The 20,234-nt window shown below is 63.2% G+C and carries 17 protein-coding genes and 1 tRNA gene; 9 read left to right on the top strand and 9 right to left on the bottom strand.

Annotated features, from left to right (window positions below; genetic code table 11):
* Positions 1–3: 3 nt before the first annotated feature.
* The 3 genes from AB7290_RS33055 to AB7290_RS33045 all read right to left on the bottom strand — a co-directional run bounded on the left by AB7290_RS33055 (position 4) and on the right by AB7290_RS33045 (position 3,658).
* A complete protein-coding gene (locus AB7290_RS33055) occupies positions 4–933 on the bottom strand; it encodes a histone deacetylase family protein (protein WP_085401274.1) in 930 nt (309 codons plus the stop codon).
* A gap of 135 nt (positions 934–1,068) precedes the next feature.
* The gene (locus tag AB7290_RS33050) at positions 1,069–2,724 is read right to left on the bottom strand and encodes a bifunctional metallophosphatase/5'-nucleotidase (protein ID WP_085401273.1); all 1,656 of its coding nucleotides are present in this window, start codon (positions 2,722–2,724) and stop codon (positions 1,069–1,071) included.
* 178 nt (positions 2,725–2,902) lie between these two features.
* Complete coding sequence (locus tag AB7290_RS33045) at positions 2,903–3,658, bottom strand: enoyl-CoA hydratase-related protein (RefSeq protein WP_028148179.1); 756 nt, start codon at positions 3,656–3,658, stop codon at positions 2,903–2,905.
* Positions 3,659–3,960: 302 nt separating this feature from the next.
* Here AB7290_RS33045 and AB7290_RS33040 point away from each other — a divergent pair, with 302 nt between their 5' ends.
* The gene (locus AB7290_RS33040) at positions 3,961–5,196 is read left to right on the top strand and encodes an MFS transporter (RefSeq protein ID WP_085401272.1); all 1,236 of its coding nucleotides are present in this window, start codon (positions 3,961–3,963) and stop codon (positions 5,194–5,196) included.
* A gap of 6 nt (positions 5,197–5,202) precedes the next feature.
* On the opposite strand, the gene AB7290_RS33035 is transcribed toward AB7290_RS33040, so the two are convergent.
* Complete coding sequence (locus tag AB7290_RS33035) at positions 5,203–6,981, bottom strand: acyl-CoA dehydrogenase (RefSeq protein ID WP_085401271.1); 1,779 nt, start codon at positions 6,979–6,981, stop codon at positions 5,203–5,205.
* Between the two features lie 269 nt (positions 6,982–7,250).
* On the opposite strand from AB7290_RS33035, the gene AB7290_RS33030 reads away from it, so the two are divergent.
* The 6 genes from AB7290_RS33030 (at position 7,251) to AB7290_RS33005 (ending at position 12,278) form a co-directional block, all read left to right on the top strand.
* Positions 7,251–7,325, top strand: a tRNA-Gln gene (locus AB7290_RS33030).
* A 515-nt stretch (positions 7,326–7,840) separates the two neighbouring features.
* Positions 7,841–8,104, top strand: coding sequence for a DUF1488 domain-containing protein (locus tag AB7290_RS33025; RefSeq protein ID WP_063984906.1), 264 nt, complete (start codon positions 7,841–7,843; stop codon positions 8,102–8,104).
* Between the two features lie 102 nt (positions 8,105–8,206).
* Positions 8,207–8,524 (top strand): co-chaperone GroES, encoded by a 318-nt coding sequence (locus tag AB7290_RS33020; RefSeq protein WP_063984905.1) that lies wholly within the window; start codon positions 8,207–8,209, stop codon positions 8,522–8,524.
* 141 nt (positions 8,525–8,665) lie between these two features.
* Entirely contained in the window at positions 8,666–10,315 is a 1,650-nt protein-coding gene (groL, locus tag AB7290_RS33015; RefSeq protein ID WP_071917644.1) for a chaperonin GroEL, read from the top strand.
* A gap of 583 nt (positions 10,316–10,898) precedes the next feature.
* A complete protein-coding gene (locus tag AB7290_RS33010) occupies positions 10,899–11,282 on the top strand; it encodes a hypothetical protein (RefSeq protein ID WP_085404543.1) in 384 nt (127 codons plus the stop codon).
* 321 nt (positions 11,283–11,603) lie between these two features.
* The gene (locus tag AB7290_RS33005; RefSeq protein ID WP_063984903.1) at positions 11,604–12,278 is read left to right on the top strand and encodes a Crp/Fnr family transcriptional regulator; all 675 of its coding nucleotides are present in this window, start codon (positions 11,604–11,606) and stop codon (positions 12,276–12,278) included.
* A 63-nt stretch (positions 12,279–12,341) separates the two neighbouring features.
* On the opposite strand, the gene AB7290_RS33000 is transcribed toward AB7290_RS33005, so the two are convergent.
* The gene (locus tag AB7290_RS33000; protein ID WP_144030843.1) at positions 12,342–12,740 is read right to left on the bottom strand and encodes a hypothetical protein; all 399 of its coding nucleotides are present in this window, start codon (positions 12,738–12,740) and stop codon (positions 12,342–12,344) included.
* A gap of 382 nt (positions 12,741–13,122) precedes the next feature.
* A complete protein-coding gene (locus AB7290_RS32995; protein ID WP_085404541.1) occupies positions 13,123–14,079 on the bottom strand; it encodes a hypothetical protein in 957 nt (318 codons plus the stop codon).
* Positions 14,080–14,335: 256 nt separating this feature from the next.
* Here AB7290_RS32995 and AB7290_RS32990 point away from each other — a divergent pair, with 256 nt between their 5' ends.
* The gene (locus AB7290_RS32990) at positions 14,336–14,803 is read left to right on the top strand and encodes a hypothetical protein (RefSeq protein WP_085404540.1); all 468 of its coding nucleotides are present in this window, start codon (positions 14,336–14,338) and stop codon (positions 14,801–14,803) included.
* A 47-nt stretch (positions 14,804–14,850) separates the two neighbouring features.
* Here AB7290_RS32990 and AB7290_RS32985 read toward each other — a convergent pair whose 3' ends face one another.
* From AB7290_RS32985 to AB7290_RS32975, 3 genes are all read right to left on the bottom strand, one after another.
* Complete coding sequence (locus AB7290_RS32985) at positions 14,851–15,873, bottom strand: alpha/beta hydrolase (protein ID WP_085404539.1); 1,023 nt, start codon at positions 15,871–15,873, stop codon at positions 14,851–14,853.
* A 235-nt stretch (positions 15,874–16,108) separates the two neighbouring features.
* Positions 16,109–17,359, bottom strand: a complete 1,251-nt coding sequence (locus AB7290_RS32980; protein ID WP_085404538.1) for a multidrug effflux MFS transporter — start codon at positions 17,357–17,359, stop codon at positions 16,109–16,111.
* An 84-nt stretch (positions 17,360–17,443) separates the two neighbouring features.
* Positions 17,444–18,790, bottom strand: a complete 1,347-nt coding sequence (locus tag AB7290_RS32975; protein WP_085404537.1) for a glycosyltransferase — start codon at positions 18,788–18,790, stop codon at positions 17,444–17,446.
* Between the two features lie 391 nt (positions 18,791–19,181).
* Here AB7290_RS32975 and AB7290_RS32970 point away from each other — a divergent pair, with 391 nt between their 5' ends.
* Positions 19,182–20,132 carry a c-type cytochrome gene (locus AB7290_RS32970; RefSeq protein WP_085404536.1) on the top strand — a complete coding sequence of 317 codons (951 nt, stop codon included), beginning with the start codon at positions 19,182–19,184 and terminating at the stop codon, positions 20,130–20,132.
* Positions 20,133–20,234: the final 102 nt, after the last annotated feature.

The following is a 20,234-nucleotide window of genomic DNA, read 5'->3' as shown; positions in this document are numbered from 1 at the left end:
GCGTCAAGCGCCCATCAGGGCGCCGACATGCGCCGTAACAGATTCTTTCAATCCTTGCAGGTCATAGCCGCCCTCGAGCACCGAAACAATGCGGCCCCCTGCGGACTTGTCGGCAAGGTCCATCAGCTTGCGCGTGACCCACGTGTAGTCCTCCGCGCGCAAATTCAGCGAGGCCAGCGGATCGCGGTAATGCGCATCGAAGCCCGCGGAGATGACGAGAAGCTCGGGGCTGAATTTTTCGAGGCGCGGCAGGATCAGTTGCTCGAACGCGGCGCGGAATTCTGGTCCGCCGTCTTCGGAAGCGAGCGGCGCATTGACGATGGTGTCGTGGTCGCCGCGCTCGCCCTTCGCGCCGGTACCCGGAAACAGCGGCATCTGATGCGTCGAGCAGTACATCACGGTCTGATCGGACCAGAAGATGTCCTGCGTGCCGTTGCCGTGATGCACGTCGAAATCGACGATGGCGGCGCGCTGGATGCCGTATTTGCGCTGCGCATGACGCGCCGCGATCGCGGCATTGTCGAAGAAGCAGAAGCCCATCGGCTTGCCGATCTCGGCGTGATGTCCGGGCGGGCGCACCGCGACGAAGGCGTTGCGATGCTCGCCATTCATCACCGCTTCGGTCGCAGCCACCGCGCCGCCGACGCCGCGCATCACCGCTTCCCACGTGCCTGGTGACATCGAGGTGTCGCCGTCGATATAGACCTGACCGCTGGTCGGCGCGATGTGGCGCAGCTCGGTGACGTAGTGCTCGTTGTGGCAGAGCGTCACGAGATCGAGATCGCCTTCCGGTGCCAGGTCGCGCGCCAGGAACTGGAAGCGCTCCTGCGACAGCGCTTCCTCCACCGCCCGCAGGCGGTCGGGCCTTTCAGGATGTCCCGGGGGCGTGACGTGGTCGAGGCAGGCCTTGTGGGAGAGGAGAAGCGTGCTCATCAGGTCGGCCTCACAGGGAACGGGCTCTTGACGTCGCTTGGCGCATCCCGAGCCAAAACGCAAATGCAAAAAGCAATCTAAGCGCTTGGGCGGGAATGGCAAAGGGTGGTTCCGGACAAGTCCGTTTGATCCGGATCAATTCACGCGCAGGATGCGGGTGGGCGGCAGCGGACCGATCGGTCCGTGTGCCCTGAAGAAGGCGAACAGCGCGTCCGCGTCGTAGCCGCCATATTGCTGTGCTGTGCCTTGTTTGGCGGCCGTAAAACCGTCGCCGCCGACGGCGAGGTAATCGTTGACGGTGACGCGGTAGCCGCTTCCAGGCTCGATCGGCTTGCCGTTGAGCGTCATCTTCTCAAGGCTGATTCGCTCGCCGAACGGTTTCGTCGCATCCCAAGTGTAGCTGAACCCGTTCGAGACCTGGAGAATCCGCGGGCGCTTCGGATCGAGCCATTGCTGCTCCAGCATGTCCTTGAGCTGGCTGCCCGTGAGCGTCATCGTAACGAGGCGATTGCGGAACGGCTGGCTCGCGAACAGTTCGCCGAACGACACAGCGCCGTTCTCCTTCGGAACAATGTCGGTGCGGATGCCGCCGGGATTGGTGAGCGCGATGACAGCGCTGCCATCCTTGGCGTCCTTCGTCGCGGCGAGCTGCGCGTCCGCGATGACGTCGCCGAGCGCGCTCTCGCCGGCCTCGTTCGGCACGCGCGACAGCGTCTGCGTCACCGATCCGGCCGGGCGATTCGCAATCGGTGCCGACAGCTTGTCATAGGCTTCGATCAACGCGGTCTGTTCGGGATCCTTCGCCAGCGAGGCATTGGCGACGATGACGTTCTCGGCTTTGGCGCTGACGATGTCGCGGGTTACAGGATCGAGCTTGAGGTCTATCGCGGTGACCAGCGTGCCGTATTTGTCGCCGCTGGTGACGAGCCGCCCGTCGATGTCGCAGACATAGGCGCGGTGGGTGTGGCCGCTGACGACGACGTCGACGGCGCGGTCGAATTTCTTGACGATGTCGACGATCGGCCCCGTAATGGCGGGGCATTCATTGTAGTCGCCTGAGGGCTCACCGCCCTGGTGGATCAGCACCACGATTGCCTCGACGCCGCGCGCCTTCAGCTGCGGCACCAGCGCGTTCACCGTCTCGGCCTCGTCGCGGAATTCGAGCCCGGCAATGCCTGAGGGCGAGACGATGCCCGCGGTCTCCTTCAAGGTCAGTCCGATGAAGGCGACGGGGATGCCCTCGAACTCCCTGATCTCGTAGGGCGGCAGTACGCTCTTGCCGGTCGCGGTCTCGATGGTGGAAGCCGCGAGATAATGGAACTTGGCGCCCGTGAAGGGATGCGGCCCCTGGCAGCCGTCGACCGGATGACAGCCGCCGTTCTGCATCCGCAAGAGCTCGGTCTTGCCCTCGTCGAACTCGTGATTGCCGACCGAGGTGATCGCAAGCCCCATCATCGAGAGCGCCTCGACCGAGGGCTCGTCGTGAAACATTGCCGACAGGAACGGGCTCGCGCCGATCAGGTCGCCGGCGGCAACGAAGATCGTGTTTGTATGCCCCTCGCGCAGCTGCTTGACCAGCGTCGCCATGTACTCCGCGCCGCCGGCCACGACCATGACCTTCTTGCTTTTGTCTTCGGGATCATTGATCCGGATGCCGCCCGGCGGCGGACGCAGATTGCCGTGGAAATCGTTGATGGCGAGAATGCGCAGCTCGACCGGCGCCGCGGTTTGGGCCGAGGCGGGGAGGGCGATGGCGAGGGCGGCAAGGAGGAATAGGAAGGCGTATCGCATGGAACAAGTTTAGTCGTTCCCCGCGAAGATTTCACGAACGTTCTCGCTGTCATTCCGGGGCGCGCGTAGCGCGAGCCCGAAATCCATTCATCCACCAACTCTGCCGCACGATGGATTCCGGGCTCGCGACTTCGTCGCGCCCCGGAATGACGACCATTGGCTGGGCGCCGGCCGCCCCCTACCTCTTCTTCCGGTTTGCAAACGCCTTGAACGCGGCAATCGCCTCGTCCGACTTCAACCGCTCGCCGAACAGATGGGCCTCCTGGTCGATGCGGCGGGTGAGCTCCTCGGGCGCGGCGCGCAGCAGCTTGCGCGAGGCCGCGACCGCCTCGGCCGGCAGCCGGCAGATATCGCGCGCCACCTTGCGCGCCTCGACCTCGGTATGTCCCGGCGAGACCACGGTGTTGACGAAGCCTGCCGCGTGCGCCTCCGCGGCGGTGAAAGTCCGCCCCATCACCAGCATCGCGAAGGCGCGCTGGTAGCCCATCGTGTTCGGCATCAGGAGGCTGGCCGCGCCGACCGGAACGAGCCCGAGATGGATATAGGGCGCGGAGAAGGTCGCGGCGTTCGAGGCGAGCACATAGTCGCAATGAAACAGCATCACGGTGCCCATGCCGATCGAGGCGCCATCGACGGCCGCGATGATCGGCTTGACGTTGAGGGCGAGCGAATAGAGAAATTTTGCGCCGTCCGACAGCGTCTCGGAATTCGGTTCGGCCTGCATGAAGTCGTCGATGTCGTCGCCGGCGGTGAATACGCCGGAGCCGCCGGTGATGATCATGCAGCGGATGTCGGGATTGTTCTGCGCGGTGTCGATCGCGCGGCTCATCTCGCGATACATGTCCTGCGTGATCGCGTTCTTCTTGCTCGGGCGGCGCAGGGTGATGACGCGTGTTCCGCGCTCTTCGGTGACGACGATGTTGCCATTCGGCATGAGAGCCCCCTGCGGTCGCCGCGACGCTTGCCTTGGCGAGTCTCGCAAGCCTCAGCCTACATCATCTTGCAGGCGTGCCAATCCGCCCGCTCGACCTTTTCGAGAACGTCCCCGTGAGTTCGCCGCATGGCGCGCTGTCGTTTTTCTGATCGGGAACCGCACCGCACCGGATCATGCCGGTTGTATTGCTTCGCACATGCAGTTGCGCATTGCAACAAATGGCTACAATGTTTCATTTGAAAAACCGGGGGTTGTAGGGCACGATTGCCCAATGCCGGTTCCTTTGGCCGATTGTTCGTTTGATGATTGCCGCAACGGGCGTTGACGAATCCTCGCTGCGTTATCGCGGCTGGCGCGTCGTGCTGGCCTGTTTCCTGATGGCCTTCTTCATGTTCGGCTTCGGCCTCTATGGCCAGGGCGTCTATCTCGCCGAGCTCCAGCGCGCCCATGGCTGGCCGGGCACGCTGGTCTCCGCGGCGAGCACCTTCTCGTTTCTCCTCACCTCCGTGCTCGTCATCTTCACCGACGATCTGCTCGCCCGCATCGGGCTGCGCGCGCTGATCCTGAGCGGCCTGTCGGCGCTCGGCGCTTCGACCGTGCTGCTGGCGCTGATGCAGACGCCCTGGCAGCTTTATCTCGCCTATGCGCTGATGTCGGTCGGCTGGACCGGCATGGGCACCGTGGTGATCGCCACCGTGCTGAACGCCTGGTTCGAACGGCGCCGCGGGCTCGCGCTCAGCCTCGCCTTCAACGGCGCGACCTGCGGCGGCATCGTCCTCGTTCCGCTGTTGTTGTCGCTGACCGGCAGCATCGGCTTCCAGTCCGCCATGCTTGCCGCCACGATGGCGATGGTGGTGCTGGTGCTGCCGGTGGTCGTCATCTTCATCGGCTGGCCGACGCAGATATCGCCGGCATCGGGCGGCCGCTCGTCCGCTGGCATGGCCGCGCCGGCCCATTCCCGCAAGACGCTGCTCGCCAACGCGGCGTTCTGGACCATGGTGCTGCCGATCGCGATCGCGCTGCTGGCACAGATGGGATTCATCATCCACCAGGTGACGTTCCTCGAGCCGCTGATCGGGCGTTATGCCGCAGGCCTTGCGGTCACCATCATGGCGGCGATGGCGGTGGTCGGCCGCCTGTCGCTCGGCCTGTTCGTCGACCGGCTCGATCCGCGGCTCGCCTGTGCGGCGTCGATGACGAGCCAGGCGGTGGCGCTGTTCGTGCTTCTCCAAAGCACGAACCCGACCGTGCTGCTCGTCTGCTGCGCCGTCTACGGCTTCTCGATCGGCAACATGATCACGTTCCCACCCTTGATCATCCAGCGCGAGATCGGTGCTGCCGCCTTTGCCGCCGCAATGGGATTGGGCACGTCGATCAGCGGCGTCGTCAGCGCCTTCGGCCCCGGCATCATCGGCCTCGTGCGGAGTTTCACCGGCAACTACACGAGCGCGTTTGCGATCTGTGTGATGCTCGATCTCGTGGCGGCTGGAATCGTGCTGTGGCGGCCGGGCCGACGCGCGAAGCTTGCGGCGTCGTAGCCACCCTTACCCCAACAACACCGCATCCGCCGCCGCGACCGACTCCGCGCTCTCCGTCACCGTGCGCTCCAGCGCGCCGGCCTGCACCGTGATGTTCTCGGCGAAGAAGCGCGCGAGCGAGACGTAGCGCGCGGCGTCGGTGTTGCCGTCGGACTTGGCGGCGAGCGCCTCGGAGGCCAGCATGCAACCGCCGAGCGTCGAGCCGAACTGCTGGAGGTACGGCGTCGCGCCGGCGAGCGCCTCGTTCGGCGCGGAGGTCACGCGCTCCAGCAGCCACTTGCTGGTGCGCGTCAGCGCCTCCAGCGCCTCGCGCAGCTTGATACCTGTGGTGCCGAAAGCGGGATCGTTGGAGGCTTCGACCTGCTTCACGGTTGCCGAGAGCTCGTCGAGCAGCGCCCACACCGCAGCGCCGCCATTGGCCGCGAGCTTGCGGGTGACGAGATCGATCGCCTGGATGCCGTTGGTGCCCTCGTAGATCGCGGTGATGCGCGCATCGCGGTAGTGCTGCGCGGCGCCGGTCTCCTCAATGAAGCCCATGCCGCCGTGCACCTGCACGCCGAGATAGGCGACCTCGTTGCCGATATCGGTGGAATAGCCCTTGGCCATCGGCGTCAGCAGCGCCGCGCGTGCGGCGGCGTCCGCGCGGACCTTCGGATCCCTGGCGCGCGTGGAGACGTCGATCGCGACCGCGGTCGCATAGCAGATGGTGCGTGCGGCCGCTGTCTGCGCCCGCATCCGCATCAGCATGCGCTTGACGTCGGGATGCACGAAGATCGCGTCCGAACCGTCACCCGTCTTGCCGATGGCGCGGCCCTGCTTGCGCTCCTGCGCATAGGCCAGCGCCTGCTGGTAGGCGCGATCGGCGACGCCGACGCCCTCCAGCCCGACGCCGAGGCGGGCCTGGTTCATCATCGTGAACATGCAGCGCATGCCCTGGTTCTCTTCGCCGACGAGGAAGCCGATCGCGCCGCCATGATCGCCCATGGTCATGGTACAGGTCGGGGAAGCATGCATGCCGAGCTTGTGCTCGACGCCCGACGCATAGATGTCATTGCGCGCGCCGAGCGAGCCGTCGGCATTGACCATGAACTTCGGCACAAGGAACAGCGAGATCCCCTTGGTGCCGGCGGGCGCATCGGGCAGGCGCGCCAGCACGAAATGCACGATATTGTCGGTCATGTCGTGCTCGCCATAGGTGATGAATATCTTCGTCCCCTTAATGCGATAGGTGCCGTCGGCCTGCCGCTCGGCGCGGGTACGCAGCGCGCCGACGTCGGAGCCGGCCTGCGACTCGGTCAGCTGCATCGTGCCGGTCCATTCGCCGGAGACGAGCTTTTCCAGATAGATCTTTTTCAGCTCGTCGCTGCCATGCGCATCCAGCGCCTCCATTGCTGACGCCGTGAGCAGCGGGCAGAGGCCGAAGGCGACGTTGGAGGCGCTCCAGATCTCGGTACAGGCGGCGTTGATCGCGATCGGCAGGCCCTGGCCGCCGAAATCCTCGGGGCCGGAGACCGCGTTCCAGCCGCCCTCGGTCCAGCGCTTGTAGGCGTCCGGCCAGCCCGGCGCAGTCGTGACCTTGCCATCGCTGAGCTTGATGCCGTGCTCGTCGCCGACCTGGTTGAGCGGCGCCAGCACGTCGGTTGCGAACTTGCCGGCTTCCTCCAGCACGGCGCTCACGATGTCGCCGTCGAAATCGCCGTAATGGCCGGCCTCCACGGCAGCCTTGAGGCCGGCGCCATGGTTGAGCGACAGCAGCATGTCTGAGATCGGCGCGCGGTAGGTCATGGCTCACTCCCGTGGACAGGTATTGGCGCCGTATTCCCATGAAACGGGGGAGGTCTCAACTGCCCGAACGCCGGGACTGCGCCGGCCCGGAACGGCGCCGCCGCCGGGCTAATAATAAAGGGTGGCACGGCCAGCGCCGGCCCCGGTCCTGGACCTCAGGTATTTTGCCCTTCCAGGCGGTTGAAATGCCGCGCCGCTCCCTATAGACCGGCTGCGACCAGCGGGAATCTGCGGTAGCCGGTTCTTCCGCCCATTCCCTGGTCGCCTGTTGGGGCGTAGCCAAGCGGTAAGGCAGCGGATTTTGATTCCGCCATTCGGAGGTTCGATCCCTCCCGCCCCAGCCAATTGATATTGCTTACCAAATCGACGTCATCGTTGCCCCATTTGGAGAGCGGATGGCGCTGTCCGCTGGAGACGTTGCTGTTTTTGTTCGCCACCATTCACTCAGAACATCTTCCAGAAACTCGAGATCAGTTACCCGGACGGTGTTCGCGAATTCCGCACAACGATCGCGCGGGTCGCTGAAGATAAGCTGACCACCTGTAGGACTGAGCGCAGTACGAGTGACGGTCGTACCTTGTGAAAGGATCGTATCAACTGCCGCCGGGCTGAGCTCGTGAGTCATTTCAGCGGAGCCAACTAGCTGTTGGCTTGAGCCGATAGCGCGGGTGAGCCGAGAGGACTACCACTGAAAATTTATTGCAGCGACGATCAACAGCCCGAAGAAGATCACGAGGCTGGTCGCACTTAATTTTCGTGGGCAGTTGTAATCCGATTCCAGAGTAGCCATTTATGGTTTAGCGCAGCCGGATCGCTCTCAGAACCTATTCCCGTTGCGCAAACTTGATCGGACCCAACCATGATCGAGTTTCCGAATTTCAGTCGTTCATATGACCGAACGCGGCACGCCGTGCGTTTTTGGGGATACGATAGCGCGTTAGAGGCATCGTTCTTCATAGAGGAAGACGCGCTGAGGCGACTTGAACCGGGCGCTCACTCCAACAATGAATCGGATTTCCTGAGCGCATTCGATTCCAATCGTGATGTGATATGTGCCGCCGCTGCCAGGGTGTACGTCCGCGGCAGCAGGGGCTCTTACGATCTGGTCGCCGCCAATTTTTGAGACGAAGCCTCACGTCTTGATGGACGCGGAAGACTTCGTTTACGGCACGTGCTTCATTACGACTGCCAATCCAGAATAATCACAAAAGCCAGGGAGGATCGCATGAAATTCCGTCCGCTCCATGACCGCGTCGTGGTCAAGCGCATAGAGGCCGACGACAAGACAGCCGGTGGCATCATCATTCCGGACACCGCCAAGGAGAAGCCCTCCCAGGGCGAAGTCATCGCCGTCGGCCCCGGTGGCCGCGACGAAGCCGGCAAGCTGATCCCGATCGACCTGAAGGTCGGCGACCGCGTGCTGTTCGGCAAGTGGTCCGGCACTGAAGTCAAGATCGACGGCGTCGACCTGCTGATCGTGAAGGAAAGCGACATCATGGGCGTCCTCACTGATCTGCCGGCCGCCAAGAAGAAGGCCGCGTAAGCGCCAGCCGGTTTTCCTTACCCTGAGGATTCGGCGTAGCCGGGTTCTCGAAGGATGAGGCCCGCAATTCAAATCTCATCCCTCAAGAGCTCGCCAGTTGCGCGGCCTTTGGGATCTGACCAGTTGAAAACGGAGATCGCCATGTCAGCCAAAGAAGTCAAATTCGGCGTCGATGCCCGCGACCGCATGTTGCGCGGCGTCGAAATTCTCAATAACGCGGTGAAGGTCACGCTCGGTCCGAAGGGCCGCAACGTCGTGCTCGACAAGTCGTTCGGCGCTCCCCGCATCACCAAGGATGGCGTCACCGTCGCCAAGGAGATCGAGCTCGAAGAGAAGTTCGAGAACATGGGCGCACAGATGGTGCGCGAAGTCGCCTCCAAGTCAGCTGACGCGGCCGGCGATGGCACCACCACCGCCACCGTGCTCGCGGCTGCGATCGTGAAGGAAGGCGCCAAGGCGGTTGCCGCCGGCATGAACCCGATGGACCTCAAGCGCGGCATCGACTTGGCAGTGGACGCCGTCGTCGCCGACCTCGTCAAGAACTCCAAGAAGGTCACCTCGAACGAGGAGATCGCCCAGGTCGGCACCATCTCGGCCAACGGCGATGCGGAGATTGGCAAGTTCCTCTCCGACGCCATGAAGAAGGTCGGCAACGAGGGCGTCATTACGGTTGAAGAAGCCAAATCGCTCGAGACCGAGCTCGAAGTCGTCGAAGGCATGCAGTTCGACCGCGGCTACATCTCGCCCTACTTCGTCACCAACGCCGACAAGATGCGCGTTGAAATGGACGACGCCTATATCCTGATCTACGAGAAAAAGCTCTCCAGCCTGAACGAACTGCTGCCGCTCCTGGAAGCAGTCGTGCAGAGCGGCAAGCCGCTCGTTATCATCGCCGAAGACGTGGAAGGCGAGGCGCTTGCGACCCTGGTCGTCAACCGTCTGCGCGGCGGCCTGAAGGTCGCGGCCGTCAAGGCTCCGGGCTTCGGCGATCGCCGCAAGGCCATGCTGCAGGACATCGCGATCCTGGCCGGCGGCCAGGCGATCTCGGAAGATCTCGGCATCAAGCTCGAGAACGTCACGCTCAACATGCTCGGTCGCGCCAAGAAGGTGATGATCGACAAGGAGAACACCACGATCGTCAACGGCGCCGGCAAGAAGGCCGACATCGAGGCGCGCGTGGCCCAGATCAAGGCGCAGATCGAGGAGACCACCTCGGACTACGACCGTGAGAAACTCCAGGAGCGTCTCGCCAAGCTCGCAGGCGGCGTCGCGGTGATCCGCGTCGGCGGCGCGACCGAGGTCGAGGTGAAGGAGCGCAAGGATCGCGTTGATGACGCGATGCATGCGACCCGCGCGGCGGTCGAGGAAGGCATCGTCCCGGGCGGCGGCGTCGCCCTGCTCCGTGCCTCCGAGCATCTCAAGGGGCTGCGCACCAAGAACGACGACCAGAAGACCGGCGTCGAGATCGTGCGCAAGGCGCTGTCCGCGCCGGCTCGCCAGATCGCGATCAACGCCGGTGAAGACGGCTCGGTGATCGTCGGCAAGATCCTGGAAAAGGAACAGTACGCCTACGGCTTCGACTCGCAGACCGGTGAGTATGGCAACTTGGTCGCCAAGGGCATCATCGACCCGACCAAGGTGGTTCGCGTGGCGATCCAGAACGCGGCCTCGGTTGCGGCTCTCCTGATCACCACCGAAGCCATGGTGGCCGAGGTGCCGAAGAGGAACGCCGGCGGCGGCGCGCCTGCGGGTGGCGGCGGCATGGGAGGCATGGGCGGTATGGATTTCTAGGTCAAACCGCTCATGGCCGAACGGCAGACAAGGGAAGGGATGGCCGATTTCCAGGAGGCAGAAGCGACGATCTGCTCACAGGAAAGGGTCAGTTGAGAACCGCATGCGCACTCCGCAGTCCGGCAAACCCTTCCAGGGAAGCTTCTCCTCGTTTGCCGAGACGCCGAGGTGAGACTGCTGTTCTATCGCCCTCGACTGCGAACGGCCTTCCCAAGCGAAAAGCCCGGCCGCGAGGGCCGGGCTGATCGGTAATATATTCAAGTCAGGCAATGCAGGAATAAAGCGGGGAGAGGCGTCGCCGTCTGTTCGAAAAGGAACACCTGAACCGATTATTGGTACCGCCCGCGCTCAACTGCGAAAGGCGGAGAATCTCACAAAGGCCCTGCATTTCCAGGAGCATCAAGGGTGCAGATACTCGCCGTGGCGCGCTGGCATCAGACTGCAGCGAGCCGGCGCATCAAGCCATCCCGAAGGTATCCCTACGCGAGTGTAGTGAGCAATTTGGTACAGACGCCGATCCCTCGACGTGTCTAGCCTCCTTAACCGGTGAAGCTCAACATACCTCCAAATCAAGGCGAAAATCATGGAAATCTCCAGCGAGACGAAAGCTGCCGTGCGGCCGGCACTGTGGGGAGCCGCGGCCGGAGCAATTGCTCTGGCAATCGTGGGTTTCAGCTGGGGCGGCTGGGTGACGGGTGGGGCCGCCGAGACGCTCGCGAGGAATAGTGCTGCGACGGCTGTCGTCGCAGCTCTCACACTCATCTGCGTTGAGAAGTTTCAACAAGCCGCTGATGCCTCGGAAAACCTGGTCGCAATGAAGAAGACGACCTATGCGTGGGATCAGAGCAAGTTCGTCGAAAAAGGCGGTTGGGCCACGATGCCGGGAAGCACTGAGCCAAATTCAGCCGTTGCGAAAGCTTGCGCCGAATCGCTTGGTAGCAAGAAAGCTGTGGAGCTGCGCGGATAGTCAGGCAAGTCGCGCGGCGGAAATCTGCGCATAGACGCGCCGGCCCCTCGACACGTCTGCATCTTGCGCAGTGGAAGGGGGCTCCTGCAAAGCAGACCAGGCAGTCGTCGCCAGATGGTCAAGCATCAAATTCGTCGTATCTACTTTGAACGGAGAACTCGATGGGACGAAATCCCTGAAGCCCAGGTCGAGCCGAGCGCTTCCCCTCGTCATTTCAGTTCCCGATTTGCCGCACGCCACGCGGCCTTCCAACGGGTGAACATCCTTTCAATTGTGGTAGTATGATTGCGTGTTAATGGTCCAGCGAACGAGAGTCCTGCCTTGGTGAAAGCGGCGAAGGACTTTGATCCCAGAGCATTCCTTGCCAAGGTCGGGGCCGGGAAATCGATCTCGAAAGTTGGCAAAGGTCGGAGCGTGTTCGTGCAGGGAGATGCCGCGGACGCGGTATTCTACATTCAAGAGGGAAAGATCAAGCTCACGGTCGTTTCGGACCAAGGCAAGGAAGCCGTCGTTGGGATTTTGGAGCCCGGACAATTCTTTGGCGAGGGCTGCCTCAATGGTCATCCATTGCGTCTTGCCACGACTACGGCAATGGAGTCCTGTGTCATCACGAGAATATCGAAGACGGCGATGACTACGGCGCTCGAAGGCAAGCCGAAGTTCTCTCAATTGTTCATGGCGTATTTGCTCGCGCGCAATAGCCGGATTGAAGAAGACCTGATCGACCAACTCTTCAATTCGAGCGAGAAACGCTTGGCGCGCCTGCTGCTTCTGCTGGCGAACTTCGGCAAGGAAGCCAGCTCGCAGCCCATTGGCGTCAATATCAGCCAGGAAACGCTGGCCGAAATGATCGGTACGACCCGGTCACGGGTCAGCTTCTTCATGAACAAGTTCCGGAAGCTTGGCTTCATCAGCTACAATGGAAAGATCGAGGTCCATAGCTCGCTTCTGAACGCGGTTCTGCGCGACAAACCCGAGATAGACCGGAAGAACTGACCGCCGCGCGGCCAAACCGAGCGCCGGGCCAAACGCGGGACATTAGCCCACTCGAATAGCGGATCAGGGCGGCAGTTCGTCGCGGACCGAGCCTCCCTCGTTCTCCCATCGTGACAGAGCGGTTGCGCTCGATCTCGCATCGCCAGGCGTGTCCTTTTTCAAAGGCAGCTTGTTGCGACCGATTTCATTGTTGCGCCTGTGATCCGTCAAAAAGACGAAGCCGGCCCGCCAGGTGTTGAATTTACAGCTTCCCTCAGCGCTGGCCGAATCCTTAACGAGCTCGCCGGACGCGGTCGCTCTTGCGCGATGCTGCTGAGATTTGGACATATGCAGAGCCCTTTCGTTGGAAGTCTCCGCGCACTCCGGCCAATCTCGACGGTTGACCAAGGTGGACTTGAATGTGGGGATCGAAGCGATGAATAGCGAGCCCTCGGCATAAATAAGATTGCCAAAGGAGCGCACGGATCGCTTTGCCGTGCGTCCAATCGTGCCGCGCGGCAAAAGAGCCGCTGTAGCGGATTGTAGTCAGAAACAATTCACTGCCATCTTCGACGACATCGTAGTTGCGAGCGATGGAGTCGGCAGCAATTGGCGGCGAGGAGCACGCGCCCGGCAGCGTCCGACCAATCCCTCAGGCGCGGCAATGATGCTGACAGACAGAAACACCGTAATCGCGTCCCGGCGCTGGTTCGCACCCAAGCTTCTGATCTATCGACCAGTGGGATTCGCTGCCGGATGGTAAGACAAGCTGTCCTTGCTTCATTTGGAAATGGCGCAGTCCGCTGCCCGTTGAAGAGAGATCGGGCAGCGACGGCGGCACGGTGGGGCCGTTGGCGATTGATGATCAACTCGGCGTTCGCGGCTTGCTGCTGTTTGATGATGGGCCGCCTGATGCTTGCCGTTCCTTCGCTTCGTAATATTCGGCCGAGAACTTGATGGACCATCGCGCGAAGAACGAACGCAATTCCTGAGTGGGCTTCTCGACGCCCAAATGCTCTGCGACATGCGCCTCGCGCAACCATCGCACCGCCGATGTGAGACCGGCGATGCGCTCGAGCCTCTCAACCGCCGCGGTCCCGGCGATCTCTGCCTGCCGATAGCGAAGGCCGAATTTTCTGATCACATGCACGCGCTTGATGATGTCGTAGCCCTTGAAGACGAGCTGAACGAGTGGATGCTTTCTGGCCTGCGGCCAGGCTGCCGGATAGACCGGTAGCACCAGAAGCTTGCTCTTCGCGATGACCGTTGCGAGCGGATGCAGGAGTTGCATCCAGGCTGGCCAGGATGTGACCTTGGCAAACAATACCGCGTGCATCGCCGTTGCCGCACCGAAAGAGATCGGCAGCCAAAGGACCGCGCACAGGATCACGAGCAATGCGGCGTTCGGCGTGAGATGCCGGCATGTTCTGAACACCCATGCCATGCCGCCTTCAAAGGCATCATGCACAGCGTGTTCGAACGCCCGATAGCTGATCTTCCGCCGGAACCACAACCAGTTGCGCCGAATCGATCTACCCCACTGTCGACGCTTCGCGGCGGACAGGGGAAGGAAGCGCACCGCGCCATCGATGACGGTCAAGATGACATCGCCGACAAGTCTGGCCGCGAAGAGCGGCAGCCAGACAATCTGCATCGCAAAGGGGAAGGCGTAGTCGAGCATCCGCATCAAGATCGAAAGAACGAAACGCAGGATCTTGTTCGTGACGAGCGCGACAACAACAAGTGGGATGATAATCACATCGTCGAGCGCACCGCGAAAGCGGCTTTCCTCGGTCCATGCCGGGTGACGACCATCGGTCACGGTGCACCGTCCGGGCTGAGTGCCGGCTCAGACTAGCACATTGCGCGCTCGAGGGGGGCCTCAGGTGCCGGTCGTTAGGCGACACCGAGCACTCCGCATAAGGGACCAGTTCGCATGACCCGCGTTAACCCTGTCTCTGATCTTGTCCGGTCGCCGCGCCGGCTGGTTTAGTTCTGCCGCCAAGCCGCCTTATTGGATGTCTGCAATTGGTCTCCGGCTTTGAACGAGGCGTCTCGTTCGGGAAGCGTGAAATCAGATGAAGGCGGCTCTCATCCTCGTTGGCTTCAGTACACTCGCGGTGATGGAGCTTGAGACGGCGCCCCGCATGACCAAGCCCGTGAACGCGCCGCCTGTTCAGGCGACCGTCGGGTTACGCGTCTCAGCCGATACGCTGACGACGGCAGACCGGCTCGGGACCCCGCACATGCACATGCAATTTGAAGCGCCTCCGCAGCTGGTCTCCTTGAGCGAACCGATGCCTCCGCCGGATCAAACGGCGAATGTTGCGCCAGAGCCTTTGAAGATCATCGCGCCACACCAGCGCACCGCAAGCGGGAGAAAATTCGCGGTCATGCTGCCCAGACCTCGGCCCGTGCAGGAAACGTCCAAGGCATTTGCGAATGCCAAGCGCGCCAAGCCAGTCGCGGAGGTCAAGCCCTGCCGGTCAGGTGTCTTCGATGGCCTGTTCAAGGCATTGAACCTGTCAACGGGATGTCAGAGCTAGCCCTAAGATACCTCTCTATCAGCGATATCGTTTCCGCCACGCCGGGTTCACGCGGCCACGGTATCAATCGAGCGGCGTATCACCTGGCGCACCTCTGCATTCGACAGGAACAGGTCGTGGTTGATAACGCCCCAGCCTGCCTCGGACGCATCGACCACGCGCACCCCGAGCCCTTCGATGGCGGTCTTCTCGGCAGCGCCGACCCGTGTCATCCCACCAGCGAGTTGCCCCGACAACGCCAGCGCGCGGTCGTTCGTTGCGGCGATGACGGTGATCTTGCGCGAAAGCGGACCGATGCGGTTGATCGACGACGAGAACACGTCCATGTCGATGTCCGGCGCGGCGAACACCACGGCCCCGATCCTGCCCGCAACGGCGTCACCGGATCGCGCATAGAGCTGGCGCAGGCTTTCGAGCGTCAGCATGGTTCCCATGCTGTGCGCGACGATGTGGACGCGGCCGGCGCTTGAACTCGTCACGACGGATTGCAGCACGCGTTCGAAGCCATCGCGGGACCACATTGCGCTGTCGCGGTCATAGGCGTAGTCGAACAGTCCAGCCTTCGAGGGCCAGGAGAATACCATCGTCTGGCCGCGGAACCTGATGCCATCGGAGAGATGCGCGGCATCGAGCGCCGCTGTCTCGAACGTCTGCTTGAAGCCGTGCACGTAGATCAGGACGTCTGGTCCGCCGCCGGCCTGCGCGACAAGACTGCCGACATCGCCCGATACCGGCTCGATCCCATCAAGACGCCAATCGTCAAGTCCGGCTGCAGCCAGAGAAAAACGGCTGTCACCAGGCGCCACAAGCTTCGCTCGTGCGACGGTCATCGTAGAAGCCCGCTCCGGCCCAAACCACGGCTTCGACCGGCCGCCGTTCACTGGCTTGCGCGTGGTTACGACGAGCAACGTAGGGTCGACCGAGAGCGACGAAGCGTCGTACCGTGCGCCGGTAGCACCCAGGCTGGCGCATCCGCCCAACGCGACGACGCAGGCTGAGGACGCAAGCCCGCCAAGGAGCGCACGGCGGGACGCAGTCACTTCGTGTTGCACTAGACGTCGGATGATCACGCAGAACCTTTGGGAACTGCCCCCTGGAGGAGCCCGCCCCCTGCGCGCGTTCCTGAATGATGATGGCGGCGAGAATAAGGGCGGGGCGCGCCACGCCGCTTGTTCCAAATGCGGATTGAAATCGTCGAATAATCAAACAGGTTTTGGTTCCGCCATGCGGAGGTTCGATCCCTCACAGGCCTAGTCAGCTGGCAACCCGACGGATGCGCCGGGCTGCCAGCTGGATTCGGCCAACTCAGGACTTCGTGGGGCTGCGGACCGCCACGCCGGGATCGATCGTCTGCGACGGTAGGCGGCGTTCGGCGGGGCGCGCGACCAGCAGATAGAGAACCAGAGCGAGCAGCGACGTTGCCGCCATCACCGCCGTCATCGACAACGCGGTCCGCCCGTCGAAGCGAAGTGCGACCAATCCGCTCGATATTGCGCCGGCGGTCAGCTGAATGCTTCCGGCGGCAGCGCTGACGGCGCCCGCGATCTCCGGGAGACGCTGCATCGTCGCGCTCATCACGTTCGGCACGCTGAACCCGAAGCCGAGTGCGACCGCCATCAGCAGCGCAACCACGAGTGACGTGGGCATCCACCCGGCCAACGTCATCGCGAGCAGGGCGGTGCTGGCGGCGGCCGACAGCGTCAGCCCGGTTGCGAGCATGCGGGCGGACTCTACGCCGCGCCGGCCGAGCTGGCCGTCGAGAAAGGCGCCGACCATGACGGCCCCCGAGCATGCGCTGAAGATCAGGCCATATTGCTCCGGGCGCAGTCCGATGGCGCCGACGAAGAACAGCGAGGCGCCGGTGACGTAGGCAAACACGGTCGCGCCGCCCGCGGCGCCGACCAGGATGAAAGGCAACGACACCGGATGCGTCAGCACCTGGCGGTAGCTGTCGATGACGGCCGAAAGCCCCAGGCGGCCGGCGCGGTCGGTCGTCGCAGTCTCCGCGAAGCGAAACATCACCACGACCAGCAGCATGAGACCGATCCCCGCCTGGACGGCATAGATTGATCGCCAGCCGGCGATCGCCAGCAGGGCGGCTCCGGCCGTCGGTGCGATCACGGTCGCGACATTGACCGTGACCATGACGTTGGCGATCTTGCCTCGCGCGGCGTTGCCGTCGAAGAGATCGCGAATGATGGCAAAGGTCGTTGCGGTGGCGGCGGCGCCGATGCCCTGGACGAAGCGGCCCAGCAATAGAACCGGCAGCGAGGACGCTTTCGCGCAGGCAAGGCTTGCGGCGACGAACAGTACGAGGCCGAATGCCAGAATCGGCTTGCGGCCCAGGCGGTCGGAGATTGGTCCGTAGATCAGCGGCGCGGTGGCGAGGCTGAGCATGAAGGCGCTCATGGTCAGCCCGACATCCGACGCGCTCGCGTCGAGCGTCGCGCCGGTCGCTGCCAGCGCCGGCAGATTGATGTCGATGCCGGAATAGGGCACGGCCGCCAGAAAACCGAGCAGCAACGTGAAGGCGAAGGATGCGGGGTCGATTTGCATGGACGGTTATCCGGTTCCGGCTTGTTCGATGTGCATGAGGTGATGGAGGTGCGGTCGCCCGCCCTCCATCGTCGCGTTCGGCGATTACGCGCGCCGTTCGGCGCGCCGCCCCCGGCTTGCCGCCATCGCGCCGGTGTGCGAGCTCTCGTCGGCCACGAGCTCGCCGATGACCCGGAGGATTTCGGCCCGCGTGTCGATCCCGGCGAATTCGTCGGCGATCTGCGAGGCACGCGACTGGAAGCGGGATTGATCGAGCACCGTCCGCACCGCGTCGCGCAATGCCTTCGGTGTTGGCTCGTTGGTCGCGAGGTTGATGCCGACCCCGGACCATGCGACCCGCGCGTTGACGTCGGCCTTGTCTTCGGTCAGCCCCGCGGTGACCAGCGGGATGCCGAAGCTCATGGCCTGGTTGACGCTGCCATAGCCGCCGTTGGTGACGAGCACGTCGACGTTCGGCAGCAGCCATTCGAACGGCAGATAGCTGGCGATGCGCGCGTTCGACGGGATCTTGCCGGGGATGGCGTCAATCGGGCGGCCGCCTGCCGTCACGATCACCAGGATGTCTTCCTCGTCCGCGAGGGCCGCCAGCGTCGGGGCAACCAGCAGATTGAAATTGTGATTGGCCACCGTTCCCTGCGTCACCAGAACGATCTTGCGCGATCCGCCGAGCTCTTCGGCCCAGGACGGCGGCGGAACCTGGTTGGCGATGATCGGCGGGGTGCCGACGAAATGCACTGAGGGCGGAATCTCGCGAGGAAATTCGAAGCTTGGCACCGACAGTTGCAGATAGGCATCCCCGAGAGCGACCACGGAATGGAACATCGGCATCGCGATCGGCCCGACCCCGAGAGACTTCAACGCCCGGTTCAGGCGCATCGACACCGGCTGATCGACTGCCGCATCAAATTCCCGCGCCATGGCCGCGTAGCGATCGCGCTCCTCGTCGGTCTTTGCCGGCGGCAGACCGAGGAAATTGGGCCCGCCGTCCTCGCGCGCCCAATGCAGAAACGAGGTCCCGCAGAGCGCGATGGGAGGCCGCTGCGAGCGCGGTCCGAGCAGCATCGGCAGCACACCGAACAGCATGTCGTCGGCGACAATGATGTCGGCGGGGAATTGCCGCAGGATTTGCAGCAGCCCCTGGTGCTGGGCCGGAATGGCGTCGACGAAGATGCGCTCGCAAGCAACACGGAACCACTCCAGTCCCGGCGGAATGGTCTTGAGTTCGGGGAATCGCGAGAAGACGTCGTTCGGATCGAAGTCCGCGTCCTCGGGAAGGGGAAAGAACTTCACGCCGCTGGCTTCGACGCGGGCACGAAAGGCGGTGCCCGTCAGGAAAGCGATCTCGTGACCATCTCCACGCAGGATTTGCGTGATCGCCAGCATCGGATTGAGATGACCCGTCGCAGGTGTCGAAGCGATAAGAATCTTCATGTGAGTTGACCTCTTGATGATCGATGCACGGTCGCCCCAGAGCGTCCGGTCGAGTAAGAGGCAATTGAAGCGATCGCCGTTACGCCAAGACTTCCGGCGGCAGCGAAAATGGTTACGGCGGCAACGCATCGTGGCGCTGCCAAGGCCGGGCAAAAAAAGTTCGGTGCGAAACCGGTGACATCCTGCCAGCAGCGATAATGCTGGCACAGGATTACAATTGTAACGCGAGCGGCGGGCGATGAAACGGCACGGAAACACCGCGCTGTTAATCCGGCAGACCTCCGCATGGCACACCTTCGCAGATATTGGCGCGTTGGCGTCGGCCGAAATTCATTTTTGACGATCCGGATGTCGCGCGGCATCGGTCGCACCCAATTCATTGAGGACTGGCATGGAAAATATTGTCGCCCTGATTGCGATGGTTGCGTTCATCGCGTTTCTGGCCTGGCTGGGCGTTCGCGCCGCCCGGACGAAATCTGCTCTGGCGAAGTGGAGCGGCATGGTGCTGACGGCCGTGCTGGCCGTCTCAGTGTTCGGCGTCGCCGCTTTGACCGCGGTCGGTATCGTCCGGCAACACGCCCGTTCTGCACCGGTCCCGGATGTGAAGATCGAGGCGACACCGGACCAGATTGCCCGAGGCATGGCCGTGGCCGACGGCTTTTGTGCCGCATGTCACTCGCAGACCGGGACGCTGACCGGCGGCGGCGATGTGGCCAAGGATCTCCCGATTCCCATCGGCGCGTTCGTGCCGGCCAATCTCACGCCCGCCGGCGTCTTGAAGAATTGGTCCGATGCCGAGATCTTTCGAGCCATTCGCAACGGGATCGACGCGAGGGGGCGCTGGCTGGCGATCATGTCCTTCACCAATGCCGGCCGGCTCAGTGACGACGACACCAAGGCCGTGATCGCCTACATCCGCAGCCTGCCCGCGAGCGGTGCGCAGACCCCGGATCCGCCGGATCGCTTCAGCCTGCTGGGCATCGTGATGCTGGGCGCCGGACTGTTGCCGGATGCGAAGCCCGTCTTCACCGGCGTGATCACCGCGCCGCCGAAGGCGCCGACGGCGCTCTATGGCAAGTACCTGCTGTCCTATCAGGATTGCCGCGAATGCCACGGCAGGGATCTCGGCGGCGGCGTGCCGGGACAATTGCCGCCGCTCGGACCGGACCTCGGTATCGTCAAGAACTGGAGCCTTGCGCAATTCGTCGACACCATGCGCACAGGCGTTGATCCGAACGGGCATCGGCTCGGCGAGCAGATGCCGTGGCGGCCGATCGGGCGGATGGATGACGACGATCTCGCCGCGATCTACCAGTACCTGTTGGCTCTGCCGGGCTCCTGATGAGTCCGTGAAGCCCGCAAACGCCCGCGCCCTGCGGGGCCGGGCAACAGCCTGCGCAGCACATCGCAGTCGCTGAACGACAGCGCAGGCCGCAGGCTTCCT

This window comes from Bradyrhizobium sp. 613_E4_N2_2 (assembly GCF_052075995.1).
GTDB classification, from domain to species: Bacteria; Pseudomonadota; Alphaproteobacteria; order Rhizobiales; family Xanthobacteraceae; genus Bradyrhizobium; species Bradyrhizobium barranii.
This window is presented reverse-complemented; position numbering and strand designations above follow the sequence as displayed.